Source organism: Olivibacter sp. SA151, assembly GCF_054130995.1.
Genome location: NZ_CP096391.1, coordinates 2,765,323 through 2,785,392 on the forward strand (window position 1 = coordinate 2,765,323; position 20,070 = coordinate 2,785,392).

Annotated in this window: 17 protein-coding genes and 1 tRNA gene; 8 read left to right on the top strand and 10 right to left on the bottom strand. The window is 39.5% G+C overall.

The window, feature by feature from the left end:
• Positions 1 to 29: 29 nt before the first annotated feature.
• The 3 genes from M1D52_RS11305 (at position 30) to M1D52_RS11315 (ending at position 2,912) form a co-directional block, all read left to right on the top strand.
• Complete coding sequence (locus tag M1D52_RS11305) at positions 30 to 1,280, top strand: putative DNA modification/repair radical SAM protein (RefSeq protein WP_437365834.1); 1,251 nt, start codon at positions 30 to 32, stop codon at positions 1,278 to 1,280.
• A 2-nt stretch (positions 1,281 to 1,282) separates the two neighbouring features.
• Positions 1,283 to 2,041, top strand: a complete 759-nt coding sequence (locus tag M1D52_RS11310; protein WP_437392620.1) for a TIGR03915 family putative DNA repair protein — start codon at positions 1,283 to 1,285, stop codon at positions 2,039 to 2,041.
• Positions 2,042 to 2,333: 292 nt separating this feature from the next.
• A complete protein-coding gene (locus tag M1D52_RS11315) occupies positions 2,334 to 2,912 on the top strand; it encodes a phosphatase PAP2 family protein (protein ID WP_289553314.1) in 579 nt (192 codons plus the stop codon).
• Between the two features lie 82 nt (positions 2,913 to 2,994).
• Here the strand turns inward: M1D52_RS11315 and M1D52_RS11320 are convergent, their stop codons facing one another.
• Positions 2,995 to 3,624: a helix-turn-helix transcriptional regulator gene (locus tag M1D52_RS11320; RefSeq protein WP_013667310.1), complete on the bottom strand. Its 630-nt coding sequence runs from the start codon at positions 3,622 to 3,624 to the stop codon at positions 2,995 to 2,997.
• A 138-nt stretch (positions 3,625 to 3,762) separates the two neighbouring features.
• On the opposite strand from M1D52_RS11320, the gene M1D52_RS11325 reads away from it, so the two are divergent.
• Positions 3,763 to 4,584 carry an arylamine N-acetyltransferase family protein gene (locus M1D52_RS11325; RefSeq protein WP_130855734.1) on the top strand — a complete coding sequence of 274 codons (822 nt, stop codon included), beginning with the start codon at positions 3,763 to 3,765 and terminating at the stop codon, positions 4,582 to 4,584.
• A 73-nt stretch (positions 4,585 to 4,657) separates the two neighbouring features.
• Here M1D52_RS11325 and M1D52_RS11330 read toward each other — a convergent pair whose 3' ends face one another.
• The 7 genes from M1D52_RS11330 to M1D52_RS11360 all read right to left on the bottom strand — a co-directional run bounded on the left by M1D52_RS11330 (position 4,658) and on the right by M1D52_RS11360 (position 16,225).
• Complete coding sequence (locus M1D52_RS11330; protein ID WP_130855735.1) at positions 4,658 to 5,785, bottom strand: efflux RND transporter periplasmic adaptor subunit; 1,128 nt, start codon at positions 5,783 to 5,785, stop codon at positions 4,658 to 4,660.
• Positions 5,786 to 5,797: 12 nt separating this feature from the next.
• Positions 5,798 to 9,076 (bottom strand): efflux RND transporter permease subunit, encoded by a 3,279-nt coding sequence (locus tag M1D52_RS11335; RefSeq protein ID WP_437365829.1) that lies wholly within the window; start codon positions 9,074 to 9,076, stop codon positions 5,798 to 5,800.
• Between the two features lie 49 nt (positions 9,077 to 9,125).
• Positions 9,126 to 10,484, bottom strand: coding sequence for a TolC family protein (locus tag M1D52_RS11340; RefSeq protein ID WP_437365827.1), 1,359 nt, complete (start codon positions 10,482 to 10,484; stop codon positions 9,126 to 9,128).
• A gap of 148 nt (positions 10,485 to 10,632) precedes the next feature.
• Positions 10,633 to 11,967, bottom strand: a complete 1,335-nt coding sequence (locus M1D52_RS11345) for a sensor histidine kinase (RefSeq protein ID WP_013667305.1) — start codon at positions 11,965 to 11,967, stop codon at positions 10,633 to 10,635.
• A 15-nt stretch (positions 11,968 to 11,982) separates the two neighbouring features.
• Positions 11,983 to 12,666 (bottom strand): response regulator transcription factor, encoded by a 684-nt coding sequence (locus tag M1D52_RS11350; protein WP_437392621.1) that lies wholly within the window; start codon positions 12,664 to 12,666, stop codon positions 11,983 to 11,985.
• A 193-nt stretch (positions 12,667 to 12,859) separates the two neighbouring features.
• Positions 12,860 to 15,442, bottom strand: coding sequence for a phosphatidylglycerol lysyltransferase domain-containing protein (locus M1D52_RS11355; protein WP_130855738.1), 2,583 nt, complete (start codon positions 15,440 to 15,442; stop codon positions 12,860 to 12,862).
• A 129-nt stretch (positions 15,443 to 15,571) separates the two neighbouring features.
• On the bottom strand, positions 15,572 to 16,225 hold the full coding sequence (locus tag M1D52_RS11360; RefSeq protein WP_013667301.1) for an HAD family hydrolase: 654 nt from the start codon (positions 16,223 to 16,225) through the stop codon (positions 15,572 to 15,574).
• Positions 16,226 to 16,314: 89 nt separating this feature from the next.
• On the opposite strand from M1D52_RS11360, the gene M1D52_RS11365 reads away from it, so the two are divergent.
• The 3 genes from M1D52_RS11365 (at position 16,315) to M1D52_RS11375 (ending at position 18,434) form a co-directional block, all read left to right on the top strand.
• Positions 16,315 to 16,956 (top strand): M949_RS01915 family surface polysaccharide biosynthesis protein, encoded by a 642-nt coding sequence (locus tag M1D52_RS11365; RefSeq protein ID WP_049795072.1) that lies wholly within the window; start codon positions 16,315 to 16,317, stop codon positions 16,954 to 16,956.
• A gap of 69 nt (positions 16,957 to 17,025) precedes the next feature.
• Positions 17,026 to 18,024, top strand: a complete 999-nt coding sequence (locus tag M1D52_RS11370; RefSeq protein WP_013667299.1) for an LLM class flavin-dependent oxidoreductase — start codon at positions 17,026 to 17,028, stop codon at positions 18,022 to 18,024.
• 38 nt (positions 18,025 to 18,062) lie between these two features.
• Positions 18,063 to 18,434, top strand: a complete 372-nt coding sequence (locus M1D52_RS11375; RefSeq protein WP_013667298.1) for a DUF423 domain-containing protein — start codon at positions 18,063 to 18,065, stop codon at positions 18,432 to 18,434.
• A 65-nt stretch (positions 18,435 to 18,499) separates the two neighbouring features.
• Here M1D52_RS11375 and M1D52_RS11380 read toward each other — a convergent pair whose 3' ends face one another.
• Complete coding sequence (locus M1D52_RS11380) at positions 18,500 to 18,796, bottom strand: hypothetical protein (protein ID WP_130855739.1); 297 nt, start codon at positions 18,794 to 18,796, stop codon at positions 18,500 to 18,502.
• A gap of 336 nt (positions 18,797 to 19,132) precedes the next feature.
• On the opposite strand from M1D52_RS11380, the gene M1D52_RS11385 reads away from it, so the two are divergent.
• Positions 19,133 to 19,220, top strand: a tRNA-Ser gene (locus M1D52_RS11385).
• A 120-nt stretch (positions 19,221 to 19,340) separates the two neighbouring features.
• Here M1D52_RS11385 and M1D52_RS11390 read toward each other — a convergent pair.
• Complete coding sequence (locus tag M1D52_RS11390) at positions 19,341 to 19,874, bottom strand: hypothetical protein (RefSeq protein WP_437365822.1); 534 nt, start codon at positions 19,872 to 19,874, stop codon at positions 19,341 to 19,343.
• Positions 19,875 to 20,070: the final 196 nt, after the last annotated feature.

Here is a 20,070-nt window from a genome sequence, read left to right on the forward strand (position 1 = left end):
AGTATATTTGCTAATAAATTTAGTTTGTTTTGAGCAGAATTATAGAGAAGTTAGAAATTTTGGCTGATGCAGCCAAATATGATGTAAGTTGTTCCTCGAGTGGAAGCAATCGACAAAATAAGAACAAAGGCATTGGGAATACGGGCGCCGGTATCTGCCATACCTATACGGAAGACGGTCGTTGTGTTTCTTTATTGAAAATCTTATTGACGAACTTTTGTATTTATGACTGCGCCTATTGTGTTACGCGAAAAAGCAATGATATTAAACGGGTGGCTTTTACAGTTCAGGAAGTCGTAGATCTTACCATCAACTTTTATCGACGCAACTACATTGAAGGCTTGTTTCTCAGTAGCGGTATTTTTAAAAATGCAGATTATACCATGGAGCGGTTGATACTTGTTGCAAAAAAACTGAGAATGGATCACAATTTTAATGGCTATATTCATTTGAAGACGATTCCGGGAGCTAGTAATGACCTGATGTACGAAGCGGGGCTATACGCTGATAGGTTAAGCGTGAATATTGAAATTCCGATTGACTCAGGTTTAAAGTTGTTAGCACCGGAAAAGAATAGGCAAGATATGATCCGACCGATGGATTACCTCAAGCAGAAAATCATGGAGGTAAAAGAAGAAAAAGAAAAATTCAAATATACTCCTTCGTTTACACCGGCAGGTCAAAGTACCCAAATGATAATTGGCGCAAGTGGCGAAACGGATGCTCAAATTATAAAGGTTGCACAAAATCTCTATGACAAATTTAACCTTAAACGCGTATACTATTCCGGATATGTTCCGATAAGTGATGATATGCGTTTACCGGGGATTGGTTCGGCAATACCTTTCCTTCGGGAAAATAGGCTTTATCAAACCGATTGGCTCATGAGGTTTTACGGCTTTAAATCATCCGAGCTGGTGAATGAGCAACATCCTGTATTAGATTTAGACATTGACCCGAAACTTAGTTGGGCATTGAGAAATCCCGGATTTTTTCCTGTTGATATCAATAATGCGGATCTCCATCTTATACTAAGAGTACCGGGTATCGGGCTGACTTCGGCCCATAAAATAGTCAATGCGCGAAAGCATGGTCATCTTGATATAGAACAATTGAAAAAAATAGGTGTTTCGCTCAATAGAGCTAAGTATTTCATTATATGTAGAGGATATAAGCAAATTTTCTGTGATAAGCCTGAGCAGCTTATTAAATCATATATTTTGAATGCTTCGAAAAGTAAATATTCAAGAAGCAACTTTTATCAAACAAGCCTCTTCTAGAAATGTGTGTAATAATTTATGATGGAACATGGGAAGGCTGGTTAACTTTGGTTTTTGAGATGTTCGAATTCAAGGTCTCGGTAACCGCCATTTACCGGAATGAACAACCGTTACAACAAGATATTTTCGTGCCGTGGAAAAGAGTGACAACCGATAAATCAAAAGCCCAGCGCGTTTGGAGAGGTTTACAATTGCGGATACCAAAATATGCTCAGGAAAACTTGTTCTGCGCGTTTCTGTCTGAGCTTCCCCAAATAGAGGCGACCTTGTGCTCGGCTGTCTGTTTTTATTTTTCGACCGTTGAAGAGGGGCACTTAGCATTTGGACGGAATGACGTGCTAACAATACATCAGACTGCAAAGATGGTGAACAGAGAACGACATCGCATGAAAGCCTTTACGCGTTTTAAAAAGCAAAAAAATGGTTTATACTTTGCCGTGATTGAACCGGACTTTAATGTGCTTCCGCTTATTAACGAGCATTTTATGCGCCGTTATGCGGATCAACGTTGGTTAATATATGATACAAAACGCGACTACGGCATCTATTACAATTTAAACCTTGTTTCGGAAGTAAAATTAACAAATGAGACAGTCATGTTGGATGATATGGTACAGCTTGAAGAAGACGAGATTCTGTATGCCGATTTGTGGCAACAGTATTTTAAATCCACCAATATAAAGGAAAGAAAAAACATGAGATTGCATGTTCAACATGTGCCCAAGAGGTACTGGAAATACTTGACTGAAAAAAGCATTTAAAAGCAGTAAGTCACAGGAACTGAACTTCCACCATTCGGTGTTTAATAGGTCCTTGGTTGAAATGACAAATAAATTACAATTAATTTATCAATATAGTGTATTAAGTACACTATCTTTGTGTCATCATAATTTAGGTTTATAATTGGTTAGTTAAAGTCTTCAATCTCCCCGGTTGAAGACTTTTTTTATTCCAATTTTTAAATCTTAACGGTTTATCCAATCACGGCAGTGATCAATCTTCTTTGCTTTCGGGATGTAATTTGCCTAAGTTTGGAAATTGGAATTAAGGTAGATGAAAATTTATACGATCGTATTTTTGTTTTTTTGTACTTCTAATCTTTTTGGGCAGTCGACAGTTGATCAAATTGATCTACGCATTTTGGAAAATTTAGCCGCCAAGAGGAGCGAGCAAGAAACGAAGGCAATGCGTATCATTTCTGATGCAAACAACTATGTCAACGCCGCCATACCTGCCGGATTGTTTGTCGCCGGTGTAATTGATGGAAACAAAGAGATGCGGCAGAACGCAGTTTATATAGCTAGTAGTACAGCAATTACCGCCTTGCTAAATTTTGGATTGAAGAAAATATTTAAAAGACCACGTCCCTTCATCGCACATATTGGGTTTAAAGCTGTTTATCAGCCGTCTAGTTATTCTTTCCCGTCAGGTCATACGTCCGCTTCATTCAGTACGGCCACGGCCTTGTCGCGCGCTTATCCTAAATGGTATATAATTGCGCCATCGTTCATTTGGGCAGGAACTGTAGGTTACTCTCGCATGTATTTAGGTGTTCATAATCCATCAGATGTTGCGGCAGGAGCTATTTTAGGTGCTGGATCCGCCTTTGGTATGGGGTTTATAAGGCCCTGATCGAGCAGAGTTTACGATTAGAGTGGGAAGCAATTGTTTTTATTTTATCAAAAGCAACCTCTATTTAGACGAATATTCCGCATTACTGAAGATAAATTTTATAAGCACACCTTCTTGCCCCGGCAAGAATATGATCTATCCGTTCAACGGATACATTTTCTCCTAAAACATTTTGGAACGTATTAAGCTCTGAACGGCAAAAGCCCTGACAAGTCTGTGCTGCTGCGCAAATCGGACAATGATTTTCGATGAGTAAATAAACATCACCCTGCTTTTGGCATTCGGCCATATAGCCTTCTTGATTCCGAATCTCGGCCAATTTATTGACTCGTTCTTCCAATTCATTAACACCCTTTAAGTGTTCATTGTATTTTATTATGCCTGCCTTTTCGTTTTCGGAAATGATGGTTTCCATGGCTTGTTCGCCTAAGCTTTGACGAATTAAGTCAATAAGCTTTACGGTAAGATCTGCGTGCGAGTCTGGAAACCGCGCGTGTCCTGCACGGGTTAACGACCAAATCTGTTGTGGCCTTCCCCGTCCTTTTACTCGCGTGCTGGAGGTAACCAACTCATCGTTGGCAAGTTTTTGCAGCTTGAAACGCGCGCCCTCCGTGGTGATTTTAAGCTCATTAGCGACCTCAATGAGCGTTTGAGGACCCTTTTTTTTCAGCAACCAAAGAGCGCTGTCGTAATCGTTTATATGATGATTCATAAACAAAGTATCCGCTTGGTTTAATGCGTAAAAATACTAACTTTGATCGGTAATCAGAAATAAGAACGAAGGAATAATAATTAGGAGGGGAGGGCGTTAGATGTTCTTGTTATCTATAACCATTTAATAAATTTATATATGGTTGATTTAAAAGCATATTTAGAGCGAATTCATTATACGCAGCGACCGGATACCAACCTGGAAACGTTGATGGAGATACATCGACTACATCCAAAATACATTCCCTTTGAAAATTTGAATCCGCTTACCGGAAGACCGATAAGTCTAGGCATTGAGGATATTTTCGATAAATTAATACTGTCACATAGAGGAGGGTATTGCTTTGAACATAATACGTTGTTTAAGCAGGTATTGATACAACTAGGTTTTCAGGTAAGTGGATTTTGGGCAAGAGTGATTTGGAATATAGATCCAACCCAGATAACGGCGAGAACTCATATGTTATTACATATAGTTTACGAAGGCCAAGCTTATATAGCCGATGTTGGGTTTGGGGCTATGACCTTAACGGCTCCCTTACTTTTTGCTCCTGACATTGTGCAGGAAACGCAACATGGAATCTTTCGCATTATACAAAAGGAAAAATTTTATATCCTGCAGGTATTGCAAGAGAATGAGTGGCGGTCGATCTACCAGTTTTACACAGAGGTTTTGGAGTCGATAGACTATGAAGTGGCCAACTGGTATGTCTCAACACATCCCAATTCACACTTTACAAAACAGCTTATTGTGGCGAAAGTAGATGATGATGGCCGTTATACGTTACATGATAATGTGTTGAATATTCGATATGATAGCGGAAGAAAAGAGTCGTTTCTTTTTAGTACTGCTTGTGAGGTTATTGAAGCCCTGCAGCACACTTTTAACATTCGTACTAGAGGGTTGGATAATTTGGAAGAGGTACTGTCTGCCATAATAAGTACAAAGCAAGTAAGTTAAAAAAGAGAAAACCTATAAGGAAAAGGCCGGTAGAAAAGCTATTGTAACGTTATTTACAATAGCTTTTATTGCCTTATTGTATTAATTTTACAGGCGCACGTACGGGTTCCTTATCTCGTATTTCTTCTGTCGCCAATCTAACGAGTTGTGTAGATTCATTAAGGGGTCCAAAAACTTCTGATTTTCCGTCCGCTTGACGGCCGAGATTGACGGGGATCCATTTCGTACTATCGTGTTCTACTTTAATCACAAAAGTTCCTAGGGTTGAATTGAGAACCGCTTCTGTAGGCACTACAAAAGTATGCTCGGCGCCGGTAAGCGGAATTTCAACTTCTGTAATCATGCCCGGTAGCAATTGTTTATTACTATTATTAACATCCATTTCGATACGTTGTGAACGAAGACGGGGATCCAATGCGCCTGCTAACCTCGCGACTTTGGCCGTAAAAGATTCACTTGGTAAAGCTTTAACCGAAAACTTGATTTCATTTTGGCGATTCAAATAGGCTGAATATAGTTCGGGCACACTGACCACTAAACGGAGCTTGTCCTGCTGCTGTAAGGTAAAAATAGGGGCCTCAGAACCTTTACCGGAAGGACCAACATAAGCACCTGCGCTGACATTCCGCGCAGTTATAATACCCGAAAAAGGTGCCCTTATTTCAAGATAATTTTTTGTGTCGCCGACCTCGCGATAGGCAGCCTGTGCCGCTTTAAATTGCGCAAGATCTGAATTCTGTTTAGCCAATGCTAAATCGAGATCGTTTTGTGATACCGTCCCCGGTGTTTTGCTGGTTTCCAGTAACCGTTGATAAGTAGCTTTACTTGCTAGATAAACAGCTTCTTGCGATTTCAGGCGGGATTCAGCTCCTGCTAGTTGTGAATTCAATTCGGGCGCTTCCATTGTAGCGAGTATTTGCCCTGCAGATACGACACTGCCGACATCCACATTTAGCTTTTTTACGAAACTACTAACTTTGGCGTATAAATCCACTTGTTGATAGGCAATAAGCTCTCCGGGAATTTTAATAGAAGAAGAAAGTTGGCCTTTGCTCAATTTAAATATTTCCAATGGAGCCGACTCCTCCTTTGCTTTTTGATTTTCGGCCTCTGCTTTTTGTATAGGTGAGGTGCACCGAGCCAACATGCAGGTTATGCTCAATAAACCGCTGGTCAATAAAACAAATCTGTAAGAGTTCATATTTGAATTTTTTTAATTTTTAGTAATAGATGGAATGTAATGAATACTTTCTTCGTCTTCCGGATCAAGAGACACACTTTGTGTGCTGGCTTTACCTTGCCCCCAGGCGAATACCAAAGGCAGGATAAAAAGTGCCGCAAAAGTCGACGCCACAAGGCCCCCGATCACAGCTCTACCCAAAGGAGAGGATTGGTCACCGGCCTCTCCCAATCCGCTGGCCATCGGAATCATACCAACCACCATGGCCAATGCCGTCATTACAATAGGTCTTAATCTGAGTGAGGCAGCCCCTGTTGCCGAAGAAATAGCATTTCCTGTCGTCTTCCGTATCTCTTCAGCATTGGTAATCAGCAAAACGGCATTGGATATTGATACGCCCACCGACATGATCATACCCATATAAGATTGCAAATTTAAGGTAGATCCTGTTAATAATAGAAGACCGATAGAACCTAAAATAACTGCAGGGACGGTTGCTAAAACAATTCCAGAAACTTTAAACGATTGGAAGTTAGCGGCAAGCATTAAGAATATGACCACAATAGCCACTAATAGACCGCTTTCTAAACTGTCCATAGTTTCGGTTAGCGTATTGCTTAAACCGATCAATTCTACTTCCAAACCGCGAGGCAGTTCACCCAGTGAGGAAATCGCCTTTTCTACTTCTTTAGACGCGGTACCTAAATCCTGCTGATTAATGTTAGCCGTTACAGATAACATGGGCATCGCTCCTAAATTGTCAGTTTCACCGTAGGTTATACCCGAAGTTATGGTAGCAACATCTCCCAGTACGGGTCTGGATGAATTTTTCAATAAAGGTATTTCATTGATTTCATTGATACTGTTCATTTTATTTTCCGGAATCTGTACTTGAACACTGTAACTGTTGCCAATGCGTTGGTCGATCCAAATATTTTTATCGGTATACCGCGAAGAAGACGTAGAGGCAATCAAAGATCGGGAAACGTCATTCATATCAACGCCCAATTGTGCGGCTCTTGTTCTATCTACATTAATATTGATTGATGGGTATTTGGTAGACTGCCCCAATTGAACATCTCTTAGGTAATCTATTTTTTTAAGTTTAGTAATAAGCTTTTGCGCAAATGCCTCGCTCACCTTTTTATTTCTTCCGGAGAATCGGACTTCTATTGGAGTAGGCGAACCTTGACTTAGAATTTTATCCGTTAATTCTATCGGTTCAAAGGAGGTTGTTACTTCCGGTAAATCTTTAGCAAATGCAGATCGAATGTTCTCTTTGAGTTTATCGAGGTCAGTTTTATAGTGTTCACTCAATGCTACTTGAATGACGGATTCATGTGGGCCTGCCATCCATAGGTAAATAGGACTTGTGGAGAAAAGAGATGGATGCAAACCTACATAGGCAGAGGTGATCGACACGTTCTCCGGACCTACTAACTTCTTGATAGCTTCAATGGCTTTGTTTGTCTTGCGCTCGGTTTCTTCAATTCTGGTGCCGTCGGGGGCGCGTAGGCGTACTTGGAATTGACTTCCATTTACTTTTGGTAATACGTCTCGGCCGATTTGCATCATCAATATACTTGCCAATCCACAAATAATTAAAAGATAGGCAACAACAATTGCTTTGCGATAAGGCATAATGCGTTCGATAAAACGTAAATAGCGCATTCGTATCTTCTCAAAAACGCCAATCTTTTCATTATGATTTCTGTCGGCAGCTCTGGCAGCAGCAATTTTTTGTTCGATCTGTGCGTGATGATCGTCGGTAGAAAGGCCAGCCAATTCGAGCTCTTCAGCATCGGTTAAATTCGATCCATCTGCTTTTTTGTGATGCTTTACCTTCATAATCCAGTTAGCCATAATAGGAACAAAGGTTTGTGCCAGAAAATAGGATACAATCATACTGAAGCCGATAGCCAAAGCTAGCGGTAGAAAAAGCGATCCAGGTATGCCCCCCATTGTAAAGGCTGGAGCAAACACGGCCAAAATACAAAAGAGAATTAAGAGCTTAGGAAAGGCAATTTCTTTACAGGCATCCCAAATCGCTAAAGCTTTTGGTTTTCCCATATCAAAATGCTGGTGAATGTTCTCAATGGTTACCGTACTTTCATCCACCAGAATTCCGATTGCCAAAGCCAAACCGCTCAGTGTCATTATATTGATGGTTTGCCCGAATAAATTAAGAAATAGGACCCCTGATATAATGGATGTTGGGATGGTAAGGATAACAATCAAAGCGCCACGTAGGTCGCCTAAGAATAGAATAACCATCAATCCCGTGAGTATAGCACCTATGGCACCTTCAGTTAATAAGCTTTTTACCGAATTCATAACATAAACCGATTGGTCGAATTCGTAGCTTACTTGAACATCCTCCGGCAGTTGACTTTGAATTTTTGGAACTGCGGCCTTCAGTTTTTTTACTACTTCCCAAGTGGAGGCATCAGCACTTTTTGCAACATTTAAATAGACTGAGCGTTTACCATTTACCAAGGCATAACCAGAAGTAATGTCAGCGGCATCTTCGACAGTTGCTACATCTCTCAGATAAAGGTTTTGGACACCACTTTTGAAAAGTGGTATATTTTCAAAATCTTTAACATCTTTAATCGTTGTATTAGTAGGTGTGATGTAATTTTTGTCGCCAACTCTTACATTTCCCGACGGGGCGGTTTGATTATTGATTTTCAAGGCCTCTACTAATTGGTCTGGCGTCATATTGTGGGATCGAAGTAATGCAGGGTCAGCTTTGATAACAATGGTTCTGACATTTCCGCCAAAAGGAGGGGGAGCGACTAGCCCGCTTATTGACGTAAAAGAAGAACGGACATAGGTGTTAGCTAAATCTGCCAACTCATTATTGCTTCTCGTTTTGCTACTCAATACAAGTTGGCCAACGGGCAATGTTGAGGCATCAAAACGTATAATGAAGGGTGGGTTTGATCCGGGAGGGAATATCGCTTGGATACGATTTGTGAAAGAGGCAAGCTCGGCCGCTGCCTGCGCCATATTGGTCCCTGGATAAAAGTTCAATTTCATTAGGGTTAATCCCTGTATATTCTTTGTCTCTATACTTTTTAGCCCATTCGTATAGAGGAGTATGTTTACATATTGTTTAGCAAAGAAAGACTCCATCTGCTCGGGCGTATAACCTGTAAAAGGGTGGGAAATATAAATTACAGGCATATCTAGTTTTGGGAAGATATCGATCTTAATGGAAGTAACTGCTTTTATTCCAAAGAAAAATAGCCCTGCTACTATGACCATTATGGTTATCGGTTTACGTAATGCAAAGCGAATTAAATTCATGATAGTTTATTTAGATTCTTTTTAACTGTTTTTTTTGCAGCAATAAATGCTAAGGTTCTATTTTGTTAACAAATAAGCCGAAATCGCCGGAAGCAGCAGCTTTGTATAATAAAGCCTGCCAAACGTTGTTGTAGGCGATATCACGATCCGTCTCTGCCCGTATGAGCGCATACAGGGCTTGTGTGACATCCACTAAATTGGTTAACCCATTTTTATAGAGTACCGATTTCTGCAAAAACGCGTCCGAGGCGGCTTTAACTTGGGTTGGCACTTCTCTATAATTGCTTAATGCATTTTCAATTTTCGTATCCGCTAAAACTAATTGGGCCCGGATTTGCTGATTCGCCAATTCAAATTCATCTGTTAAAGCCTGGTTCGTAAAGGTTTGTCCTTTTACTTGTTTCGAAATCCGAAGTGGTTGGGTTAAATTCCAAGTCAAACCGATCCCAATGAGATAATTTGAACGACTTGGCTTAATACCGTCGAAATAATTTTGTGTAAAAGCTTGTTGATTACTCGCGTAGTCACTTCGAAAACCTGAACCCCTGGTCTGAAAGATTCCCACAAGTGATAAGGAAGGGTAATAAAGTGTTTTTAGATACTTTTTTTGTTCTTTCCCCACATTAATACGGGATTGATACCATCTCAAAGTAGGGTGGTTTGCAATATCACTGTCGGTCGACTGTTCCATACCTGCCGGTACATGCGAAATAAAAAAACTATCTAAGGTAAATTCGGTTGGAGGAATACCCATTAATTGCGCCAGCTTGTTACTCTGTTCCTGTTCAAAATCTTTTGCTTTGGTCAATGCTATTTTAGCGTTAGATACCTCCGCATTTGCCAAGGAAGAATCTACGCCGGCAATGAGCCCATTCAATGCTCTGGTGACAACCACTTGGCGGAATGTATCGGCCCGAAAGAGATTCTTCTTATACGAAAGCGTGAGTTTTTGTGCAGCCAGAAGATTCAAATAAGCCGCTGACACTTTTACCTGATGATTGAACAGCTCCTGTTGCAAATCCATATTGTCTCGTTCGGCAACTTCTCGTGCTACTTTGATCCGCTCCTTAGCTTTTCCAAAGGAGAAGAATTCCCAATTGACATTGGCTAAATAAAGCGATCCAAACGCGGCATTCCAGTTCTGGTTTGGAAGCGGTAGCCCCGAAGAGGCTACACCGTATCCACCAAAACCATAGAGAGGTCCGTTCTGACCATTGACTGTTCCATAATCTTGTTGCGCGGATAAGACCAAGTTAGGAAGATAATCTCGTTTAGCTTGCTCAACGGAAGAAAAAGAAGCCTTGGCATAATTCGCTTTAGCCTTGACACTGCCGTAGTTGTTAATTGCTAATTCGAGGGCTTCCTTTAGAGACAATTTTTGCTGTGTCCAAGCATGTTGTGTTAACATTAATGATAATAGGCTTGAAATGCAATACCTTATTATCCAACGGAATGAATATTTCACAAAAAATAAAAGTATTAGTAGTATCTTTTGTGAAATTGGGGAATGATTTTGAAGAGAATTTGAAGGAAGTGATCAAAATGTGATTATTTTGTTATCCTAATGTAACAATTTGATTGTCCTGCCCCAAAACCGAAATACCTTCCTCTCGATCAGTCTCCGTAAGCCCAGCTCTTGGAAAATCAACGGTTAGCATATGCAACCTGTTTTCGTAAGTGTATTGGACATCAAAGTTATTCAATTCACAAATTCGTTTAACAATAGCAAGACCCAAACCTACACTGTTGCTGCACTGATTGCTTTTCTTAAAGCGTTGGAATAACTCCTCTGTTGGGAAAATCGGTTCGGGGCCGGTATTTTTTATTAAAATTCCCTTTTTATTTATTTCTAGGAAAATGGTTCCATTCTTTACATTATGCCTGATTGCATTGCTAAGCAGATTATCGAACAACATGTCCGCTAAGGCCGGATTAATTCTGACGGTAATATCAGGATCGATGTGTTGCGTTACCTTTAGCTCTTTAATTGCTATCCTATCTTCATAAATCGTGAGTAACTCAAGAACCTGTTTAGTGAAGTTTATTTCTTTGGTCGCTTCAAATTCCTGATTTTCCAGTTTCGTGAGTAAAAGGAGCGAGTGATTGATTCTTGACAACTTCTCGATCGCGTTTTGCATGTCTGCGATAAGCGATGCCTGATTTTGCTGTATGTCCGTTTCCGTAAGTAGCTCCAATTTGCTTCGTAGAACAGCTAGTGGAGTTTGCAGTTCATGCGATGCATTTTCGCTAAATTCTTTTACCAAACTATATTCTTTGATTGCCTTGTCCGTCATCTTTTTCAGAAATCGGTTCAGTTCTTGGAATTCCTTCGTATTAGTATGATTAAGCGTTAACGGCTGCTTTTTTTTAATGCTAAATTTCTGTATACTTTTCAGTGTTTGATTAAATGGAGAAAGAATCTTTTTGGATACCAAACGGACGGTTAAGAGAACCACTAAAGCGATCAATACAGTTTTCAAAATGGCCGTTAAGAGCATCCCTTTTAAAATCTGTTTTGATTGCGTTACGTAATTATAGGAAGATACTTGATAATTGATGCCATTTATGGTATAATAACAACTGACCGTTATTCGGCATTCATCGGTAACGGAAGCGGTACTGTCACATTGTTGTTTTTGTACTTGTACCCTGTTTTGGGGTAAGGCGCTGTTTATCTTCAATATAGCGATTGGTCTTCCCTGCGAATACTGATCGGGCGCAATTCCTGCTTTCAACTGCTCGGCTACTTCATTGTTGACAGCTTTTAAGCGCTCTATTTCTGAATTATCGATACGATTGCGTATGTTACTTAATGTCGTGAACATACTGATAGGCGTTACAAGTAATATTATCGCCAAAAACCACAGTGTAAATTTGTCCGCTAATTTCATTATCTGGAATTTATATCAACCCTTGTTTGTGTTGAACTTATATCCTAAACCATAAATTGTGTCAATGTAATCGTCGCCACCCGCCATATTGATTTTTTTTCGGAGATTCTTAACGTGCTGGTAAACAAAGTCTACATTGCTAAGATTATCCGTGTAATCGCCCCAAAGGTGGTTGGCAATAGCTTGTCGTGATAAAACTCTATTTTTGTTTACCAGAAAATAAAGAAGAAGCTCAAACTCCTTTCTGGTCGCATCTAGTGCTTTTCCATGTATTTTTAATTCAAAGGTATTAGTATTTAACGTGATTTCCTTAAAAGAGATGATATTATTGCCGTCTAGATTTTTTCTTCGATGTATGGCTCTCAGACGTGCATGAAGTTCCGGCAAGTGAAAAGGTTTGGTAAGATAATCATCGGCTCCTTCTTCTAGGCCCTTTATTTTATCATCTAGCGCTCCTTTGGCAGAAATAATCAATATAGAACCGTTGATGTGTTCTTCTTTTACCAAGTTGAGCAACTCGAGCCCGTTTCCATCCGGAAGCATAATATCAAGAATTATACAGTCGTAGGTAAAGAAGAGCAATTTTTCGCGCGCTTCGGTTGCGCTAAAAGCCAGCTCACAGATATAATTTTCTCTAGCTAGGTAATCATGAATACTGCTAGCGAGTTCTTTATTGTCTTCTATTACCAAAATTTTCATTTACGACTAGTTTTACATCTGATGAGCAAACCGGATGCGGGGACTTAAAAATATACTTTATAGCCAATTATCGCTTAAACTTATCGGTTTCCACAGAATAAATTAACAAAACGCTAAATAGAGCACAAGATAGAGACTAATTTTGAAAAAAATTTGAAGTGCCCTTGCCCAAAAAAAGGCGTTGCTTATTGCGTTAAGCTTTCATCACTTTATTTAAAGCAAGGGGGATATGCAGGAGATCGTAGTCGTTTGAGTAGATTAAATACTTAGTGTGCCATGTGGGATTATATTTGTCTTTAAACTCTCTTAAGCCTTTGTAATGTTTGAATTGTTGCAGTTTTTCGTAGGCGAACTTAATGGTCCGTTGTGGTATATCCGTCGGTGAGTCAATACCGGAAAAAGGAGCTAAGCCCATGTTCAAAGATTTGAACCCTTGTTGTTGAGCATACTCTATTAGTTTTATAAGAATACAATCCATATTTCCGCTAGGGGCGTCGGCTGTTTTTCTAATAAGATCATAAGTAGTCTCACCGGGCATATAATCCGGTATAATATTTAGAAAGCTCACGACCTTTTCATCCGTATTCTCTAAGGTAATAATGGTGTGCTGTTTCAATTCTGTCTCATTAAAAGCCCCCTGAGAGAAAACCATTTCTTCCCGATTGAGCATAATCAGCCATTCGTCTGAGACCGACTTTAATTTTTGGAGCAAGCCATCTTTTATTGGTGGCGTGTAAATCTTCGTAATAAAACCCTTCTTTTCGATATTATTCAAGGCATTTCTTAAGGATTTGTTGCTTTTACCTTCCAGGTTAAATCGGCTTAAGTCGACAATTGCCTCTTGCCCGATAGGAAGTGCTTTTTTCTTAATTGATCTATAGAATTCTAAATTATCCTCATCCACACGATAATAAATGGCTTTTAGACTATTTTGCTGGCAGAATCTTTCAAATGCATAAATTGTTTGCTCCTTAACTAGTGGTGAGTCAAAGCATACCGGTTCATGTAAGACAACAGCGAAGCTATTGGCTATTTTATACGCGATCATGGAATCTATATCCGCAGGAAAGAAGAATAGCTTGTCATTGGCAAGCTTAAAATGATCAACCGCTGATTTTCCGTAATTCGTAATCACTGCATGTGCTCTAATCAATTCTTCTTCGTTTCTTTTAGTTTTAAAAATATAGGGTTGGATGAATGAATAGAATAACATTAAGATGGCAAGAGCACCGAATAAATTAATGGAATAAACAAATAGTCTGGCAAATTCCGTATGTGGATTTAGATAAGTGGTGTCTACTAGAATAAGACAAGCCAGGGTGTTAACAAACGAGTCAAGAATTGAAAAATTTTCATGAAAGTGATTGGCTTTTAAAAGATAAAAGCCTATTGTTCCATAGATTAATACAGCACAAATAACGATGAGGGAGGTAGTGATACTAAATGTTTGAAGCTTCTTATCACCTTTGATGTAATATTGTTTATAGGTAACAGATAACGTGACGATTGTGAACAGTGCCAAAGAGGCCTCTTCATAGTCGATCGCCTTGGTAAGATGACCGATAAAAGATAAAGAACTAAGTAGTAGTGCAATTAGCCAAGCATTTCTTAACCCTTTAATTAAAAATGCCGAGCAGATAAGCAGCAGTAGTCCGATCAGCAAAACCATGTAGTTAGAGAAGTGAATCGTATCATTTGGAATGAAGCGATGCAGTGTTTTAACTCTACTCGCTATAGCAGGCGTTAATACAGAAGCGATATTGACGATTCCCAGTGTGAAAAGTAGTACAGACGGAAAAATGCGTAAAATTAAATTACCCTTTTGAAAAACGAAGCTAAAAACACCCAGTAGAAGCGGTAGCCAAAATTCAAAAAGACGATATAGAAAAGTAATGGAAAGTGACTCTGTAGTACTAAAATCGAATCGGTTGAGCACCACTACTAAAGATACTTCGACGGCTCCAAGCCCCCTTAAAAAAGGTGAAATACAAAGGAACAAGGTTGCAATTACATAGCCGAGTATAGCAGCCGATACATCGTATTGTAAATGGAGAGCTTTCATAGCCAATAGTAAATGGATTATTCCAACCAGTTCAATCAATATGGAATAGAGCAATGTTAAACCTAGTTGTTGTTTGCTGAAATGTCCGTTTTTAAGTTCTAAAACAACTGCCTCAAGTGCGGGGAAGCGCGGTAATAGCCATCTATAGAAGCTGCCTTCAACATAAATATCATAACTGATATAACCGATCAAAAATAGCAGCAAACAGAGAGCCAATAAGGTTTCCCATTCACCTCCATAGCGTTGATTTGTAAAAGAAATGTATAGGATAACCGGAAAGGCGAATAAGACAACTGATATGATTCCGATAACACCGTATATATAGGAAGCAAAATTTATCTTTGTTTTACTGATGCCCGTTCGTTCAATTTCTTTCGTAAAAAAAGCTAAGGATGTCACGCCGCCTCCCGGGAGGAATACACTTAATAAGTTTCTTTTGAGGAACAGCTGCGTGGCTAGTCGGATAGATAATGTTTTTCCAACCGTTTTGAAACTATGGACATACATGAGAGCTTGGAGTAGGATATATAGAAGTACACCGATGATGCCAATTAGTACCCATAAAGGGTCGCTTTGAACGGTCGTTTCTTTTACTTTGATCAGCTCTTCACGCTGCTGTTTTAAAAAGTAAATGCCAAATAGGACAAAAAGGAGACCTATGATTTCCTTTACGTAATAGTTATGTTGTTTAAAACGATTTATTAAGCTGCTCATTTAGGTTCAAATCTTGTTAAACTTAATAAACTTCATTTTAAGATAATACTAAGTTTGTGTTTTGGATACGTGGCGACATACTTTTGTCAATAGACTGATAATAGAGATTTTCCGTAACAAGTACCACCTTCATTTAACTTTTTCAAGCAGCCATCCATGAAAATCTTTAACGTCATAAAACATAAAGTCGGGTGCTAAGGCTCGTAGTTTATCAGCCTCTGCAGTCTCTGCCCAAGCCGCCGCTACAATGGGAATGCCAACGTCCTTACAGGCTGTTATATCGCTGGGAGCATCGCCAACATAAATGACCTCGGTTTTCTTAAAATCAGGCATATGATTTAGTACAGCTTGAATACCCTCAACTTTTCTTGGCCCTTTCGGCGACCCGGTTTCGATCAACTTAAAAAAAGAAAGAAGATCAAAACGCTTTAGGGAAATGGCGGTGCTCAGTGCTCCTTTTCCTGTCACAAGAGCCGTTTCAACCTGATGCTTTTTTAGGTCAGCCAGCATTTCACGTATACCTTCAAACGGTTGTGGACATATTTCATGTAATACTTCGTAATTACTTAAATAGTTGGAAACGCCTTGTTGATAATGCGCCGGAGCCAGGGCCATAATAGTCCCTTCTTCTGAAGGGCCGAAAGTAGAGATGATTTCCTGATCCGAAATTGATTGGCCAATTAGTGGCTCTATAGACTCACGGAAAGCTCGAATGCAAAGTGGAAGCGTATTAGCGATCGTTCCATCAAGATCAAAAATAACTGCTTTTATTTTTTTTATCATGGCTGGTGAAATACTTGAAAATGGCTATTTATTAATCAATTTGACTAAGTTAGTTTTGTGGTGATTAAATACCAAATCTATTTGCTCTAATGAAGAATAGGAAGATTTTCTTAAAAGTAATATGCCTGGTTGGTACAATGTTGTTTATAGCCGTATCATTTGCCCAAGAGATAAGAATCTTAAATGCTGCCGAAATAGACGAAATTGCTTATGAAGGTGATTTAGATATGCCTGTATTCCGTGGCTTTGAATATAGAGATGGAGGTGGTTTATGGGATATGTTGCTTTTGGAAAATAATTATGTGGCTGGGAGTGACACAGCTACTAATTCATCCATTAAGGGGATTTTATACTTACAGGATCACGGCGGGTATTTAAAAAAAACAGAATTTAAGGACTTTATAAAGGAGGAAGAAGGAGATATTCGTTTCTGGACATCCTATTGTTCTTTTACAGATTTAGATGGCGATGGGTATATCGATCCTGTAGTCGTTTATGCTTCTTATAAAGGGAAGGATAAATCGGATGAAGAACCGCTACGAGTCAAGATATTTGTTTTTTATAAAACCGCGAAGATTGGCGTTCGTGCGCAGGAATGCGCGTTGGATGCCTGCCGTACGTTGAAATTTGATAAGAGCTACGCTGCACTGCCTTTAAGTATTCGTCGGCATGTTCTTCAATTAATGGAAATCATGAGAACGGAGCGGGGAGTGATTCTGAAAGACGGCTGACATTTTATAATAGAATTTGACTTAAAGCTTACAGCGGTAACTCACCTTAAAGGCTACATTTGTTGAACTATGACAGAACAAATTCCTTTATCAGCTCTAGAGCTGGCAGTAGTAGTGGAAGGGGGGGATGCAGGAACAGCAATAGAAAGCAGCGTAAGAGTAGCCCAGCACATCGAAGAATTAGGTTATCGTCGAATTTGGCTAGCGGAGCACCACAATATGGAACATATAGCCAGTTCCGCTACAGCCGTATTAATTGGCCACGTCGCTGGTCGTACTAAGACAATTAGGGTGGGATCCGGTGGAGTTATGCTACCCAATCATACGCCGTTGATTGTTGCAGAACAGTTCGGAACCTTAGAAACACTATATCCTGGACGTATCGACTTAGGTTTGGGGCGAGCACCTGGCACAGATCAGCTGACAGCCATGGCTTTGCGGAAAAATAATATGCACGCCGCTTTTCAGTTTCCCGATGATGTCAAAGAGTTGCAACAGTTTTTAAGTGGAGATAATGTGGACAGCAAGGTTCGAGCATTTCCCGGTGAAGGACTTGATATTCCAATATGGATATTGGGCTCAAGCACGGATAGTGCACATTTAGCAGCGCGTTTAGGCTTACCTTATGCCTTTGCATCCCATTTTGCACCCGCTCAATTTCGAGCAGCCGTTTCCATATATAAACGAGAATTCCGTCCTTCAGAACATCTGAACGAACCCTATGTTATGGCTTGTGTTAATGTTATTGGAGCAGATACGGACGAGGAGGCGGAGTTTCTTTCCTCCAGTTTGTATCGGATGTTTATTGGCATTTTGACGGATCAACGGCAGCCATTGCAACCACCGAATCCTTCTTTGGCCCTGGCATGGAGCCCCGAGGTCCAGCAAGCGGTAAATAATATGACTGCTTGTACTTTTGTGGGTAGCAAAGATACCTTGAGCCGACAATTATCGGCCTTTATTGCCGAGATGGGTATCAATGAGTTGATGGCCACTAGTTATATCTATGATCTGAATAAAAGGCTTGCCTCTTTTACCATACTGAAAGAAGCGTTACAGGGCATATAAGAATAATGCTAAATGACTTGACTAATAAATAAAAACAGATGGTTGCTCAAATTTTTGGCGCTGCTTTTGGCCTCCTTGCCGTAATATTGGGAGCCTTTGGTGCTCATGCTTTGAAAAAGAAATTTACGGTTGACCAACAGCAAAGTTTTGAAACCGGTGTAAGATACCAAATGTACCATGCAATTGTTTTGATAGGTATAGGTGAACTATACAAAGATGTGGCACTATTTCAAACAATTAGTATACTATTTATTGTTGGTGTCATCTTGTTTTCATTCAGTATTTATGGTTTGTGTCTCAGCTCTGCGTTCGGTCGTAAACTACGTTTTTTAGGGCCCATCACCCCTCTTGGTGGACTTTTCTTGGTAATTGGATGGGCTTTATTGCTCTATCAGGTTCTTTCAAAGTAACTATAAACTTTCCATGTTACTTTGAAAGAATCTTATCTTACTGTCGAATAGTTAATGCCTGACTGTTATTTGTGTGTACTGACTTTTTTAAAACGATATAGATATTTACCGTTGGACGCTTGAAAAAGACTGTCTTGTTGTTGTTGCGCCTGTTGTGAGCTTAATTTAATTACGTCATAAGAAACAAACTCTTCTTTGGGTTCATCGGAGATGCGAACATTATTAATGTATTTATAGGAAGGCGTTATGCGATATAATTCGCGATTCCACGTATATATATCCGTTTCTGTCTCTATTTCAAAGTTATCCTTGCTACAGGAGCATAAGGCTAAGGCGATCAAACAATTTATTATCAATTTCATCAGTTAGATTGTTAAAAATCTTTCCGCGATTCTATGTGCCCTTAGGCAAAAAACATTCCAAGGAATATGTAGAAAGCTTAGCAATAGCGAACTTTAACATTTATTAACTAAACCGATCGCTAATAAGGGCAGATAAGCAAGAAGTTGGTGATGGCTATACAATAAGGGGGGATAGTACGCTGAAATGTATGAGATTTAGTACATTTTTTATAGGACAGCATTTTTAGTACCCTTTCGCCCCGGTCACCAAATTCACATTAACCGAAAAATACATTTTTATTTTGGCAAATACGCCAAAACTCCTATTTTTGCAGTCCTTCAAAGTAAGGGATAAACGGAGAGTTGTCCGAGTGGTTTAAGGAGCACGCCTGGAAAGTGTGTATACCTCAAAAGGGTATCGAGAGTTCGAATCTCTCACTCTCCGCGGAAACAGGCCCGACTAGTTATCGGGCTTTTCTTTTTATCGGAAGCCAACCTATTATGATTACTACTATTCCGTCAATTTGATAATCGGGGCTAGCAATCTGTGAAATGAGATGCTAAGCTAAAGCGGATATAAGCTCTTTAGTGTGCGAATACGCTTGTTATGTACCGAAATTTCTTTATAGTGCTTGTCTTTTTGTATTTGAACAAGGTAAATAACGGTACCCGGAATCTGAATTTCTCGTGCACGTAAAACAGAATAACCATCAAATTTTGAACGAATAATTTTTTTTAGATCTTCTGGAGTAGCGGATTCATTCAGGTATTTAATCGTGTGTTTCCATATACCTGTTGCACTATAACTTACCGTATAGGGGATGGTTTCCTGTTTAAACTTGGTAACCAGGCCATCATTTACTTTGTACCATCGAGCGTCAGAAATATTATAAAAATGCTTATTAAAATGTTTCAGTACAAGCCTTGAGTTAGACGATCCAATTGAGGTGAGTACGGTATTAAGTGGGGCGTCTAAATCTTCTCCTATTTCCGATCCGTTTTGCGCAACAAGCATTTGTGCCTTGCCATCGGTCGTACCGATGATCACGATAACCATTACCATAAAAGTTATCGCCGTTTTTAATAATAAACTTTTCATGATCAAATAGCATTGATTTAAAACAAAAGAAAGGTATCATTTATAGATCAGCAATGTTTTTTAGATATACGACATGTTTTTAGCCTAAATGAAAATATGTCTTGATATAAGTCGTTTGTCGTTCGAAAACTGCCGTATGACAAAAAAAATGGCGTTCGACGGATATATTAGGTAACTTAGATTTAAAATGACTATT